This window comes from Hugenholtzia roseola DSM 9546, assembly GCF_000422585.1.
Classification (GTDB): Bacteria; Bacteroidota; Bacteroidia; order Cytophagales; family Bernardetiaceae; genus Hugenholtzia; species Hugenholtzia roseola.
This window is the reverse complement of the sequence record NZ_AUGI01000035.1, coordinates 1-13,935: the sequence shown is the minus strand read 5'-3', so window position 1 is coordinate 13,935 and position 13,935 is coordinate 1. Positions and strand designations below refer to the sequence as shown.

Sequence of the window (13,935 nt, the reverse complement as noted above, 5' to 3'; positions counted from 1 at the left end):
CTTTCGCTTTTTAAAAAAATAAGAGGCTCTATTTTTAATAGTATTTGTCAATTTTATGCTCTGCCTTCGTGATTTGCTCGATGGCTTTGCGCATATTCAGGGCAGAGGCATTGCGTTTTGCCTGCTCGATTTGCTCTTTGTAAGAGGCATAGTCGGCAATTTCGGGCGCGTCTTCTACCTTTTCTACCTTGACAATGGTAATACCATTTTCATCTTGAATGGGGCTTGACTGTGCATTGGCTTCATTGGCAAATGCCCAACCGATAGCTTTATTGGCACTGCCTACGGCATTGAGCGAGAAACTGTGCAGCGTTACGCCCTGCATAGAATGTACCTGCGCCCCTTTTCCATAGGTAGAAGCCATTTGGTCGAGCGTGCCGCTTGCTTTTTTCAGTTCGGATAGAATGATAAGGGCTTTTTTCTCTTTCAAGACTTCGGCGCGTACCTTTTCTTCTACTTTTGCCAAAGGCTGCACCCCTTTTGCCGTTCTTTCTTTGAGCATCACGACTAAGTAGCTATTTTCAATTTCGTAGATTTCTTTTGAAACCTGACCGATTTTAGCTTCTTCTTCGTTGAAAGCCCAAAGCAAGACTTGGCGCACGTCGGCATCACGCAAGTTGTTGATGTTGCGTGAATTTTGTGGAACGTCATTCGCTTGTATGCTCATCTGACCAAAACCTTTCAACTGCTCTTCCCATTCTTGGGCATTTTTCGCCGTAGAAAGCATGCCTGCCTTGCGGTAAATTGCGTCGCGTGTAGCGGCACTTGGGTTCAATTCGCGTGAGATGGCAGCCATAACGTACTGCTTTTTGGTCTTGGTTTCGGTTACGTTGATGATATGATAGCCAAATTCGGTTTCTACCAAAGTCTTCAATACGCCTTTTTGAGAAGCGGCTAAAATGGCTTCTTCGAAAGGTGCGACCATGGCTTTTTCTGAAAACCAACCCAAATCGCCACCTTTTGACTTTGTACCATCTTCGCCATATTGAGCGGCTAAGGCGGCAAAGTCTTCGCCTGCAAGGGCGCGGTTTAGGACATCTTGCGCCTTTTTCTTCGCTTCGGCACGTGTGCTATCGGGCATGTTTTTATTGGCAGTAATCAAGATGTGAGAAGCACGCATAGAATAGATGCTATCTTCACGCTCGCCGATAACTTTGTAAAGGGCGTACATATCGCCGTTCAAGACGGGTCCTACTACCTTGCCCACTTCTACTGCGCCAGCGTCGGCGACAGGTTTGGGAATTTCGTTGGGGCGCAAAACGCGGAAGGGCGTGCCGCCACGTGAGTGCATATTGACAAAAGAAGTATCCTTTTGGGTTGCTTCAAATTGAGGCTTCAAAGTTTCGAGTTCGCCTACAATTTTGGCAGTATCTTCTTTTGAAGGATTGAGTGGGAAAAGCGCGTATTCGAAAGATACCATCGCTTCGCCTTCATAGTCTTTTTTATGATTGTCGTAATAACTTTGCAAATCGCTGTCCGTAATTTTTACGACGCTATCAGGCACGCTGCTATAAGGCACATGCAAATAGCGAAGGTCGCGCTTGGCGTTTTGCTCGGTATAACGCTGCTTGGCTTCTAATTTAGTGGCATAGACGGTCTTGCCCATCAAAGCCTCATATTTTTCGCGCATACGACGCAGGGGCAGGTTCTGCTCGATGAACAAGAAACGCTGTTGTACGTCGGCGGGGTATTTGTTTAAGTCTTTCAGGAAAGTAACGACGGCTTTGGGTTCGAATTTGCCTGTCTGTTGGTTTGTGAAAGATTGTGCGATTTCGGGAATCGGATTATTTCCCTGAATCATATCGACGATTTCCTCGTCTGTAACGTTGATGCCTAATTTTTCGAACTCAACCTGATAGGCAATCTTATAGATAAGATTTTCCCAAGCCAAGCCACGTACATAGAACATCTGTTCGGGTGTAGGGGCTACGCCGCCGTTCATTTCGTAGGTAGCTTTCTGGATTTCGAGTTCGTTCTGAAATTCTGAAACTTCTACTTCTCTGCCATCAATTTCCCCAATGATTTGCTTTTGGGAAAGTAATTGACGCGAGGAAAAGAAGTCGGTTAGGATAAATGCGACCAAAGCACCCAAGATAATGAAAAGCAGAAGTGCGGTGCGCTTGCGAATAGAGTCTATTATTGCCATCTTAGTGTCCAAATTTTTAGGCTGCAAAGATAAGAGAATATTTAGCAAATTTCAAAATGGCGGTGTCTATTCTGTGAAAAAGATGCAAAAAAGACTTGAAAAACAACGAGGTTCTCCAAGTCTTGACCTTACAATAACTCTCATTTAAAAAACGCAAAACAAAACGCAAACAATCGGACTTGAAAAGAAGACTTTTTTAGGGGGGGACAGAATAAAAAGTAGTCTTCTTTTTTATCTTTGAGCGGCTTAGTAGGCTATTTTGGCAGCAGCTAAGGCTTCGTCGAGGCTTTCATAGTATTCTATCTTGAAAGTTTCGAAGTTGAATTGGGGGTGTTCTTTTTTTATGCGTGCCTTTCCAATTTCTACTGATTTTCGGAAGAAGTCATCTTGCGGCAATATTTTTTTGTGAAAGCGCAAGCCAAAAGAGAGAAGTTTGGGTTTCCATTCGATGTGATACCAAGTCATGGCATTTTGGTCGAAGGTGCGAAGGGTAGATTTGTCAAAAATAAGCGTCCTTATCGGCGTTACGGCGTGTTTGATGTATTCGCCAATCGCGCCGAAAGCTATCTTGAAGTCTTCGGAGGGAATAAAGCCCCCTTTGGTCTTGCAGATAAGGGTAGGTTCGTTTTCTATCTTCAATACTTCAACAAAACGGTCTTGGTAGATAACTTCCGTAGCTTGCATTTCTTGGGTGAGCATGGTTTTAGGTGGCTAAAATAGAGGTAGGTACTTGTGTTGTGTTTCCTACAAGAACACAAAGGAACGCATTTTGTTTTTTTGTTGCGTTAGAATTAAGAAACTTTAACTTTGTCTTCTTTTTTTTCGTAAAAAAAGGCGTTTTATGGCTTTCAATCGCGTGCCTACCCAAATGGTGTTTTTTTGCGCTCTGACTGACTTTTAGGGTTGTGGTTTTAAATTCTAATTCTAAAAATCAGAGGCAAATGTAGGGACAAAGTTTTGCCTTTTCCGAAGTGAGGTTGAAGTGAAAAAGGGTTTTCAGACCAAACTTTATTTCATTTCTAATTTAAGGCTTTTGGCAGAACGCAACATTACTTTGCAAAAGCCTCACTAAGGCGCGGTTTATTTGAAGGGGCAAAAAAAAACCTTGCAAGGCAAGGTTCTTTTTCCGACTCAAAAAGACAAAATGACTCACTCTAAAATGTCTGTTCGCTTGCAGGTTAAAAGTGTGCAAGGCGTTTTTGATTTTGGCTTGCCCTACTCTTTGGCAAAATCGAGGGTTTCTATGACGTGATTGCCCTCGTAAGTTTTGATGAGCATGTAGGAGCGGTAGGTCGTGCCATCTTGGGCGGTGTATTTGCCGATAACATAGCGCAAGCCTTCCTTCGATGCGCCTTTATGTACGTACTCGAAGGCACGCGGCGGATTTTTGGTAAAGAAATCGCGTAAGACAAATTCTGCCTGCGATTTGCCATAGCTGCCTCTGTTTTCGCCGAATCCCAACTCTACTTGGCTATGCACGTATTTGATGAGTTCTTTGGCACTGCCACTTTCTATGGCGGTCTGTGCAAAATCTATGACCTCCTCCTCGCTTTGTGCTAAGGTAGGCGAAGCTACAAAAAATTGAAGCAATAAATAAAATAAAGTAATGGCGAAGGTAGCTTTCATGGTCGTAGCGTTGAAGAATGAGTGCCTAAATGGAGGAAGGAACAAAAGGTCTGCATTTATTTTTACCCTTGTTTTCGACAAGACTTAGGCTAAAACCGTACCAACTCTATTTTTCCTTAGATTAAAATTTGACATCTAACAAAACGCCTTCAAAATTCTGTATCAAATCCTTGTGTCTGGTAGCAATTAAAAACCGCAAGCCTTTTTTTAGGGTCTTGAAAAGGCGCGGTTTTGGAAAGCACCTATCAAGACAGAATAAAACACTACCTTTGTATCCTAAATCTTTTACAACCTATGGGACGAATCCTTGCCTTAGATTATGGCACTAAAAGAGTAGGCATTGCCGTAACCGACCCGCTCAAAATCATTGCCACAGCCCTCGATACTATACACGCCAAAGATGTATTGGTCTTTTTACAAAATTATACCAAAACCGAAGCCGTAGAAGCCTTTGTCTTGGGCATGCCGCTCAAACTCGACCAGAGCGATACCAACAACACCCAACACGTGCGTGCCTTTCATAAAAAATTAGCCGAAACCTTCCCCGATATTCCTATTCATTTAGAAGATGAGCGTTTTACTTCTAAAATTGCCTTAGATACGATGATAGAAATGGGTAGTAGCCGAAAAGACCGTCAGCAAAAAGGCAACCTCGATAAAATTAGTGCCGTTCTGATTCTGCAATCTTTTATGGAAAAGATGCACTAAGGGGAGAGTAAAATTTAGAAACTGCCCATGCGCCAAATTTTAACAAGGTTTAACTTGACTTTTGAGAAAAAAAAGCTATCTTGCTGTGCTAATTCCGAATCGTTTATTCGAAATCTTGAAGGGCGTTTGCTTTTTTGCTACCTTCAAAGACCCTCAATCTAAAAAACTTCGTCAAATTGTATGAAAGGTATCTCTCTTTTAATGGCTTCTCTTTTTTCTTCTTTGGGTCTGATAACCTTACAAGTTCCCTCCGATTGGGTCAAGTGGAATCCTTTGGCTATCAACGAAGTAAATAAGAGCATCAGAGAAGGAACAGTATCCTATCAAGAGCAAGACTACAAAAGTTCGGCACGCGCTTTCCGCTACCTTTTAGGCAACGAAGAACTTGTCAGCCAAGATGCCGTAGCACTCGATTTGGCTCACTCTTATTTTAATCTTTCCGATACTGCCGCCGTTATTTATTACAATCAAGCGCACAAAACCAAAGAGCCGCACGTCAAGTCGTTGGCAAATTTGCAGCTTGGTGTGATGAAAGCCAGCCATCAGCCCCAAAATCTCAAAGGCGAGCAGGCTGCCAAAGTTCAGAAGCAGTTTCTTGCCGAAGCACTTAATCATTTTAAAGAAGCCCTTAGAGCAAATCCCCAAAACAAAGAGGCACGCCACAATTACGAACTTCTCAAAAGGCTTATCGAGCAACAAAAGCAGCAGGAGCAGCAAAACCAACAAAATCAGCAAAATCAAGACCAAGACCAGCAGCAAGAACAACAGCAGCAGCAGCAATCCGACCAACAAGAACAAGCCAAAGAAGAGCCAGAAGATAAAGAAGCCGAGCAAAATCAAAAAGGCGACGCACAAGACGGGCAAGAGATGAAGTCGGCAGAAGACCAACTCAAAGAACTCAATATTTCCCCTGAAAAGGCGCAAATGATACTCGATGCCATGAAAAATAGCGAAGTGCAGTATCTACAACAAAATCAGCGCAAAGTAACCAAGCCCAGAGACCCTTCAAAACCAGATTGGTAGAGAGTGTAAACAAAAAGGGAAGGGCGGAAAGACATGCCCTTTTCTGAAATTGGATTGAAATAGAAAAGCCAAAAACAAACCCTAAGTTTCTTCAAGATACTTAGGGTTTAAAGTTTTATTTTGTTTCTAATATGACAACACAAGGTTTTTGGCAGAACCTAACCTTGCTGCCATAAAGAGGCGAGGTGCATCTTTTTTTTACGATTACAATGCTGAAAAATTGCAGCATTGCGCTATCTGTCTGTTTTGTAGTAAAAAATAAAACTAATTTTTAGCAGGCTTATAGAAAGGAGCTATCGCAACCAAAAGCACCAAGACATTGAAAAAGGCATTAGAAAGATGCCCTGCGGCGATAGAGCCTGCGCTATCTAAGCAAAACCATGCCACTGTACCCAAGACGACAGACTTTCTTACGCCTTCGGGTGCAAGGTCATAAACCCAATGTCGCAACCCTAAAATGGTGATGCCCCAACCCAACAAAAAGCCGCCTGTGAGGGCTGATAAAAAGCGTGTTGTAGGGGCTTGGTAGTCCTGACTGCCATCGAGGGGGAAGGCTAAAAGGTCGAGCGTCCAGCGAGCGGGTTCGGACGTATTGAGCATCGTACCTAAAAAAAATACAGGTGCAAAGGAGGCTATTACAAAAGCGGTTATCAATAAATAAAATTTATGAAACTTGTGGCTCATCTTTTTGAAAGGTTTGGTTAGAAGTGCCACAAAGGTAGGGGTAGCGAGTGGGGCATTTTAGACGCTGCCGTACAATTAGGCAAAGTGTGCCGCCAGCGTTTTGAGTTTTTGGAAATAAAGACGCAGCCACTCTGTATTGAAGTTTTGAGGATTGACCTGCAAGAAGAAATTTTCGAGAGCCAATTCGAAAAAAGCCCTTAGCTGTGCAGGAGAAAGTTTTAGGTTGAGTTCGCGCACCCAAACAAGCACAAAGGTATCGCCCAATTCGGCTTCGGTTTTTTGTAGGATTTGGGCAAAATCAGGCAGATGGCGGCAAATCCGCAACTGCCGATTGAATAGAATGTCCTGCTTATGTGCCACCAAAAGGGCAACTAAGGCAGGGTCTATGTTCTGCACTACGCGCTCCTGCGCTGCCAAGTGCTGCATTTGAGCAAGATGGTGCGCCAAAAGTTGCGCCATGAAAACTTCCAAGTCTGCAAAATGATGGTAAAAAGAAGATTTGCTAATGCCTGCTCGCTTTGCCATGCGCTCAATTTTGAGTCCCTCGAAGCCTTCTAAGGCAAAGGCGTTGTAGCCTACTTCTATCCAGATGTCGCTGCTGTTTGTCATTTCAAAAAAAGAAAAAAGTCTATCAATAATAGCTTGTAAATAGGTCTTAAATAGTTTGTAAAATGCCCTTTGTGGAATTTGATTGTTTCTAAGGATAAGCCCAGCGGCAGTGCGCTTTCAAACCTTACCGCTTTCAGGGCAATCCTATTTTTGAATCCTTGCCCAAAAGATAGGAAAGAAATGTGGCTATCCGAATTTTTTTCTTATCTTTGTCGTTAGACTAAAAGTAACAGAAAAAGGCAGCCCTGCTTTCACTTCAACCTATTTATCTTCTTTTCTCTTTGTATGCAGAATACCAACCGCAATCATAACGGCAACGCACGCCCCAATCACGAAACAGAAAACCTTTTAGGCAGATACAACGTCTTTGGCGACGGCTATTTTAGCGAAGACTACCTACTTTTGAACAAATTTGGCAAGAAGCTCATAGATTTTAGTGTGCGCGAATACTTTGAAAACAACCAATTAGTCAATCTCAAAAAGTTTATCGCTGCCTTAGAAAAGGAAGGCTTGGGCAAAGTAACGCTCTATCGCCGCAACACAGGCTATAACAAAAAAGAAGAACGCTTTTCCATCGACTGGTATCTCTTTCTCAAAGACGACCAAATGGTTGTCAATATAGACTATGATGCCGTTAAAGACCTTAATCATATTCTCTTTCGTATGGATACCATCACTTCGGTAGAAGATACGACCTTAGAGCAATTTTTGCAAGTCTTTGAAATTGCCAAAACCTGTGTAGAAGAAACCGAAGACGACCGCAAACGCTACATCAATATCGTGGGTAGCACCCCAAGAACAGGGTTAAGCCTGCGCAAGCACGAAATTAAAGCCCCCAAAATTCCCGACCTCGACTTATATTACGGCAAGGGCTTCGATTCTAAACACCAAATGTTTTTGGAAGGCATCAACGAAAAAAACCGTTCAGGGCTTTTCATCTTTCATGGCGTTACGGGAAGTGGCAAGACCAACTACATTCGCTACCTGATTAGCTGCTCGCGCCCCGAATTGGAGTACATTTTCTACCCCATTAGCCTTTTGCGCGAAATTGCAAGTCCCGAACTGATAACTTTCCTTTCCGACTATCAAGATGCCGTCTTGATTATCGAAGAATCGGAAGAAAGTGTGCAGGCGCGTGATAGCTTTATCGGCGATAAGTCTTCTATTGCCAACCTGCTCAACGTTTCCGACGGCTTGCTTTCCGACGTTTTAAACCTCAAAATCATCTGTACCTTTAATACCGACATTCGCAATTTGGACAAAGCCCTTTTGCGCGAAGGCAGACTCTTGGGGATTCACCGTTTCGATAAGATTGACAAGGAAAACGCCAATCAGATAGCGAGCCTCAATAAAATTGATAAGTCCTTTGACGAAGACGTAACCTTGGCGCAAATCTTCAACCGCCGCCTCAACGAAGATTTTTCCGACTTTATTGAAAAGGACAAAAAAATGGGATTTGGACTCTAAAAGAGAAACTCAAAACAAGTTCCTGTCTTTTATTTGGCTGCCAAAGTATCTTGCGCTGCTTTTCCTAAATTGGAAAAGTGGCGTTTTTTTTGTAATTTGCAACAGATAAAGACCTAATCTTAGCCATTTTAAGCACACAAACACATGAGCGCACAGAGTACCCCTTCACGCCCCCTTTTGATTACCGAGTGTCCGCGTGATGCCATGCAGGGCATCAAGACCTTTATTCCTACTTCACTAAAAGCGGCTTATCTCAATGCCCTTTTAAAAGTAGGCTTTCCAGTTTTAGACTTCGGGAGTTTTGTATCGGCACGTGCCATTCCGCAGATGCGCGACACTGCCGAAGTATTAGACCTTTTAGACCTTTCGCCAACGCAGACCAAACTCTTAGCGATTGTCGCAGGTGAGGGAGGGCTAAAAAAAGCCGCCCAATATCCGCAGGTACATTATCTGGGCTTTCCCCTCTCTATTTCAGAGGAATTTCAGCGCAGGAATACCGAAAAAAGCATCGAGGAGGCGTTGGATTTGTTAGATAAGATGCAAGATGTTTGTTACAAAACGGGAAAAGAGTTGGTAGTGTATGTATCGATGGCGTTTGGCAATCCTTATGGCGAACCCTATCAGGTAGAGCGCGTTACCGACTTTGTCTATCGTTTGGAGCGGCTTTCGGTACAATCGGTACAGCTTTCCGACACTATCGGGGTAGCGCAGCCGCAGGTAATTCGTCCGCTTTTCGAGTCGCTTATCAAAGAATTTCCGCATATCAGTTTTGGAAGTCATTTTCACTCAAACCCTAATACGGCAGAGGAAAAAATCGCCGCCGCTTATTTAGGAGGTTGTAGAAATTTTGATGGCGCAATGGGCGGCTTCGGCGGCTGTCCTATGGCAAAAGACGAGCTAACGGGCAATATCGCCACCGAAAAAATCCTTGCTTTTGCACAGAGCCAAAACTTTTCACCTGCCCAATTAGGACTTGATGAACAAGCCCTTCAAAAGGCTATTGTGATGGTGAGTTCTGTTTTCCCACAGGAAGAATATGAAGTTATCAAATAAAAAATTTCAACCGTTTCAAAATTTTGATTTGAATAGGATAGGGTCTGAAAATCCTATCCTATTAGTGTTGTTACAACGGTCAGAAGGTCAAAAAACGGGTTTTTGTGCTTCATGCAAACCTGCTGAACCCCCACCCTGCCCTCCCAGTGATGTTAAGTTCTGTAAAAAAACTTGTTTGGTCAAATTAGAAACAAAATAAAATTTGGACTGAACCCTATTTTTGGGTTTGAAAATCCTTTTTTATTTCAATCTCGCTGCGGACAAGGCAATGCCTTGTCCCTACATTTGCATTTGATTTTTAGAATTTAACATCACTGCCTGCCCTCCCCCCATAGGGGAGGGTTCGAAAACCAAATCATTTTTTTGCATTTATGCAAAAAAATGATACCGCATAAAAGCCCCGCCATATAGGGGTAGTAATGTTAAGTTCTGTCAAAAGCCTTGTTTTATTACAGTTTTTTCAAATTTGACACGAAATAAAATTTGGACTTAAACCCTAAGGGTCTTCAAGACCCTTAGGGTTTGGGGCATAGGACAAGTTACTGCCTATTTCCCTACGTGCGCCTTCAATTTCTACATTTTTTCCTTCCGCTTTGTTTTCTTTTTCACAACCCAGATATGAAAAATGCTTATTTCTCACAACTTGCCTCTCTTTTAGTCCTCGACATCGAAACCGTTCCTGCCTATCCTACCTTCGAAGAGCTGCCCGATAGATTTAAAAGCCTTTGGGAAAAAAAGGCGCAATATTTTCTAAAAGAAGGGCAGAATTTATCGCAAGTTTATCAGGAGCGAGCAGGTATTTTTGCCGAGTTTGGTAAAATTATCGTGATTGGTGTAGGGCATTTTGTGGAAGAAGAGGGCGAGATTTTCTTTCGTGTCAAAGCCTTAGCCGCTGATGACGAAAAGAAATTGCTACTACAATTCAAAAAAATTATAGAAAAGTTTAAAAATGTACGCCTTTTAGGACACAACGGAAAAGAATTTGACTTTCCTTATATTGCGCGTAGAATGTTGGTGCAGGGCATAGATTTGCCCGACGCGCTCAATGTAGCCGACAAAAAGCCTTGGGAGGTTTCGCATTTGGATACGATGCAACTTTGGCGTTTTGGCGACTACAAGCACTTTACCTCGCTCGAACTATTGGCTGCCATTTTTGATTTGCCCACCAGCAAGGACGATATAGATGGTAGTCAGGTGCAAAAGGTCTATTATCAGGAGCAGGATTTAGGGCGGATTGCGCACTATTGCGCCAAAGATGTTGTCCTGACCGCACAGGTCTATTTGCGCCTGCAAAATCTGCCGCTTATCGCTCAGGAAAATATTGTTTGGGTCTGAAAGCAGGTATTTTTTCAATCTAATTTCGGACAGCACAGGTAGGGCGAAGTTCCAGCTTCGCCCTGCCACCTGCCTCGCACGAAGCTGGAGCTTCATGCTACATTTTTTGTTTTTCTTTCAATCTAATTTCGGACAAGGCACTGCCTTGTCCCTACAAAAGTAACTACAATTTTTTAGCATAAACTTCTTTGAGGGCTTAGTGCATTTGAGCGGCTTTATTGAAAACAAAACCTGCTGCCTCTTGGCGTTCTTCGTAATCTATCTCTTTGTCTATTAGGTAGAGAAGTTGTTTTTTTTGATAAATAACGGTCAAGCCTTCTATCTCAAAGGCTTCGTCTTCGTCTTTTTTTGTATCAAAACCTAAACGAAAACGCGCACCCCCACAGCCGCCGCCGCCCTCTACCAGAAGGCGTAGGTGATAATGAGGCGGGATATTTTTTTGGCTGCGAATCTGCTTTATCTTTTCAAGAGCCTTTGCCGTAATCGGAATAAACATGGCGTTTTTAGGGAAAAAAAGGGAATTTGGCTTAAAACCTTAGCGTTTGTTTTTTAGAAAGATAGTTTTCTTTCAATCCGACTTAGGACAAGGCAATGCCCTGTCCCTTCGGATTTTTTCTTCGGATTTTTTAGAATGTAGCACAAAGGCGGCTATCCTTTTGTTTTTCGCACCTCAATCGTGGTTCTACGGTTGAGTTGGTGTTCTTCTTCGGTCTTGGCTTTTGGCACTTTCGGACGCTCTTCGCCATAGCCTACAGCCTTGATTTTTGCCTTCTCCACGCCTTTGCTGATGAGATAATTGACGGCAGAATTGGCGCGGCGTTGTGAAAGTTTTTGGTTGTAACTATTCGAACCTCTTTCGTCGGTATGCGAACCAAAGACAAGCTCTACGTCGGGATAGATGGTTAGGTATTCATTTAAGAATTTGACAAAAACATCTAAGCTATCTTTTGAGGCTTGTGTGAGTCGGTCTTTGTCGTATTCATACAAAATGGTGATTTCGGGTGGCAAGATGTCGCCCTTGTCGGTAGTGGTCGTAACTAAAAGGTCTTTTGTGAGAGTATAAGTGGTATCAAAATAAATCGTGTTATACATCTGCGGTAAAGATTTTTCATCTACGCCTCTGCCTAAGGTAGAAAATTTGCTTTTGGCACTTCGCGTAATATAACCTTCCTTTCCTACCGTAACGGTGTAGTTTTTATCCATCACCAAAAGCGTATCGAAGAGAAACTTGCCGCTGGCATCAGATTGGGTCTTGAAAAGGGTATTTCCTTTTTCATCTAAAAGGCTTAGATTTACGCCTGCAAGCACCGTTTTTGTACCTGTATTGACATCGGCTAAGTAGGTAATGCCGCGCAGGTAGTACTCTACAAAACGCATTTCCAAACTATCTAAGCTAAAACGGTAGATGTCGTCGTCGCCTACGCTGCCTTCTTTTCTATTCGAAACCAAAAAACCTTTCATCGGTTTGCCGTTATTGGAAAGGGCAGTGAAAAGCAAGCCAAAGTCGTCGGCACTGCTATTCATGGGTGCGCCTACGTTCCTGATTTCTGCCTTTTCGCCTTGTTTTTCAAAGTCGGGGGCGATAAAAATATCTAAGCCGCCCAAGCCGCCTCTGCCGTCGGAGGCAAAGTAGAGATTACCTGCTGCATCGAGGGTAGGAAACATCTCATTGCCTTCGGTATTGAGCGCGTCGGGGAGTTTTTCGGCGTTGGTGAAGGTTCGGTTTGCGCCTTCGCCTGTGAGGGTGGCTTTGTATAGGTCTAAACCGCCTTTGCTGCTGGCACGATTGGAGGCAAAATATAGCGTTTTGCCGTCGGGTGCGATAAAGGGAGTGCCGTCCCAAGCGGTGCTATTGATGTAGGAAAGGGGCTGCGGTTCTGACCAAGCATTTTCTACCCAATGCGAAAGATAGAGGCTTACTTCCTTGTCGTCGTCCGCGCCTTTTCCCTTTCCACTGCGAGCAAAGACGAGCAGTTTGCCGTCGGGCGAAAAGGTAGCCGAAGACTCATGCACGCCTTCGAGGTTGAAGTTCGGATTTTGCGCTTCCCAAATCGCGACACTGCCTGTGCCTTGTGCCGAGTCGAGGTAGGAAAAGTTGTATAAATCGTAATAGCCTGCCCCTGTGCCTGCATAACTCTTTTCATTTCTACGCGCCGAACTGAAAATAAGGCTGCCATTTTCTTTACCCATTGGGGTAGGCGAAAAGTCGGAAGCAGGCGAATTGATGCTTTTTAGGTTTTCTACCACTACAAAGGGCTGCGGCTTTTGTAGTTGGGCAAGGTTGGGGTGCGTTTCTATCTGCACTTGGGCGATATTTTTGAGTTTGGCAGTGCGCCCTTCTTGTACGTATTTTTCATATTCTACCTTCGCCTCGTCATACCTTTGGGCAGTGTGCAGGGCTTGGGCATAGTAAAATTGTAGCGTGTCTTTGTCGGCAGAGGTGAGCAAATCGGGGTATTGCGGTAGCAGGCTTAGGGCTTTTTCGTAATGTGGCAGGGCTTGTTCTATCCGATTAGAACGGCGATAACATTCGCCCAACTTGTAGTAGGCGAGCAGTGCCTCATCGGGTTTCTCTTCCGCCTGCGCCTTGAAAAGCGGAATGGCGTTTTGATAAGCAGCTCTATCGAATTCACTTTGCGCCTTCTGGAGGGTCGTGGAGCAGCCACTTAGGATTAGGAAGACCAAGCTCATCGTTATAGAAAAAATATACGTATATTTCATAATTTTATCGTGTAAAATTTGCGTTATCTTGCTTTTGTAAGATATGACGGCAATATAAGACTTTTTGTTGAAAGGCGTGGTAATATTTTTCGTTTTCGCTCAACCGTCGACGAGGCTGTTAGCCGTCGTCGAGGTTTTACCTGTAGCGCGAAGCTCCCGCCGCTTCGCGCCTCAAACCGATAATTTTTTTCAGACCTCGCCGAAGGGCAACGCCCTCGACGACGGTTCGGTTCAAATTCTGCCATTTTGTCTTGAAAATAGCGGCGTTTTTATTTTTTCGCTACAAAAAAAATGATAATTTGTAAAAATAATTAAATTCGCCTTTTCTGAAAAAAAAGTGCCGCCATTGCGCGTATATAGGTATGATGATTTTGGTTTAATGTTTTTTGCTAAAAAAAGTAGCATTAAAAAATTGGCGTGGCTGACTTTCTGTCAATAGTTTTGTAAAATAGTTACAAATCTTTCGACTTTGGGGTAAAAAACGCTTCTTTAAAATTTTTTCGACTATTTTTGGGCTTCGATTTGGATTTGAAAAAAGTCTTTCCTACCTTTGTGATGTCGCC

At 43.4% G+C, this 13,935-nt stretch carries 12 protein-coding genes; 5 read left to right on the top strand and 7 right to left on the bottom strand.

Features of this window, described 5'->3' with window-relative positions; translation table 11 throughout:
- Positions 1–34: 34 nt before the first annotated feature.
- From G500_RS0102730 to G500_RS24735, 3 genes are all read right to left on the bottom strand, one after another.
- Positions 35–2,146 carry a peptidylprolyl isomerase gene (locus tag G500_RS0102730; RefSeq protein WP_027001473.1) on the bottom strand — a complete coding sequence of 704 codons (2,112 nt, stop codon included), beginning with the start codon at positions 2,144–2,146 and terminating at the stop codon, positions 35–37.
- Between the two features lie 246 nt (positions 2,147–2,392).
- Positions 2,393–2,845 carry a hypothetical protein gene (locus G500_RS24740; RefSeq protein WP_051203232.1) on the bottom strand — a complete coding sequence of 151 codons (453 nt, stop codon included), beginning with the start codon at positions 2,843–2,845 and terminating at the stop codon, positions 2,393–2,395.
- Positions 2,846–3,361: 516 nt separating this feature from the next.
- Positions 3,362–3,772: a DUF4783 domain-containing protein gene (locus G500_RS24735; protein WP_051203231.1), complete on the bottom strand. Its 411-nt coding sequence runs from the start codon at positions 3,770–3,772 to the stop codon at positions 3,362–3,364.
- 294 nt (positions 3,773–4,066) lie between these two features.
- On the opposite strand from G500_RS24735, the gene ruvX reads away from it, so the two are divergent.
- Both ruvX and G500_RS0102690 read left to right on the top strand, forming a co-directional pair.
- Positions 4,067–4,480: a Holliday junction resolvase RuvX gene (gene ruvX, locus G500_RS0102700; RefSeq protein ID WP_027001472.1), complete on the top strand. Its 414-nt coding sequence runs from the start codon at positions 4,067–4,069 to the stop codon at positions 4,478–4,480.
- 180 nt (positions 4,481–4,660) lie between these two features.
- On the top strand, positions 4,661–5,503 hold the full coding sequence (locus G500_RS0102690) for a hypothetical protein (RefSeq protein WP_027001471.1): 843 nt from the start codon (positions 4,661–4,663) through the stop codon (positions 5,501–5,503).
- 264 nt (positions 5,504–5,767) lie between these two features.
- Here the strand turns inward: G500_RS0102690 and G500_RS0102685 are convergent, their stop codons facing one another.
- Together G500_RS0102685 and G500_RS0102680 are read right to left on the bottom strand one after the other, a co-directional pair.
- Positions 5,768–6,187: a hypothetical protein gene (locus G500_RS0102685; protein WP_027001470.1), complete on the bottom strand. Its 420-nt coding sequence runs from the start codon at positions 6,185–6,187 to the stop codon at positions 5,768–5,770.
- A gap of 75 nt (positions 6,188–6,262) precedes the next feature.
- The gene (locus G500_RS0102680; protein ID WP_027001469.1) at positions 6,263–6,796 is read right to left on the bottom strand and encodes a TetR/AcrR family transcriptional regulator; all 534 of its coding nucleotides are present in this window, start codon (positions 6,794–6,796) and stop codon (positions 6,263–6,265) included.
- Positions 6,797–7,081: 285 nt separating this feature from the next.
- Here G500_RS0102680 and G500_RS22060 point away from each other — a divergent pair, with 285 nt between their 5' ends.
- The 3 genes from G500_RS22060 (at position 7,082) to G500_RS0102655 (ending at position 10,651) form a co-directional block, all read left to right on the top strand.
- Positions 7,082–8,263, top strand: coding sequence for an AAA family ATPase (locus G500_RS22060; protein ID WP_086047788.1), 1,182 nt, complete (start codon positions 7,082–7,084; stop codon positions 8,261–8,263).
- 144 nt (positions 8,264–8,407) lie between these two features.
- Positions 8,408–9,316: a beta/alpha barrel domain-containing protein gene (locus G500_RS0102670; protein ID WP_035756123.1), complete on the top strand. Its 909-nt coding sequence runs from the start codon at positions 8,408–8,410 to the stop codon at positions 9,314–9,316.
- 618 nt (positions 9,317–9,934) lie between these two features.
- The gene (locus tag G500_RS0102655) at positions 9,935–10,651 is read left to right on the top strand and encodes a 3'-5' exonuclease (RefSeq protein WP_027001467.1); all 717 of its coding nucleotides are present in this window, start codon (positions 9,935–9,937) and stop codon (positions 10,649–10,651) included.
- 196 nt (positions 10,652–10,847) lie between these two features.
- Here the strand turns inward: G500_RS0102655 and G500_RS0102650 are convergent, their stop codons facing one another.
- Together G500_RS0102650 and G500_RS0102645 are read right to left on the bottom strand one after the other, a co-directional pair.
- Positions 10,848–11,147 (bottom strand): HesB/IscA family protein, encoded by a 300-nt coding sequence (locus G500_RS0102650; RefSeq protein WP_027001466.1) that lies wholly within the window; start codon positions 11,145–11,147, stop codon positions 10,848–10,850.
- Between the two features lie 152 nt (positions 11,148–11,299).
- Positions 11,300–13,372: an OmpA family protein gene (locus tag G500_RS0102645; RefSeq protein WP_027001465.1), complete on the bottom strand. Its 2,073-nt coding sequence runs from the start codon at positions 13,370–13,372 to the stop codon at positions 11,300–11,302.
- Positions 13,373–13,935: the final 563 nt, after the last annotated feature.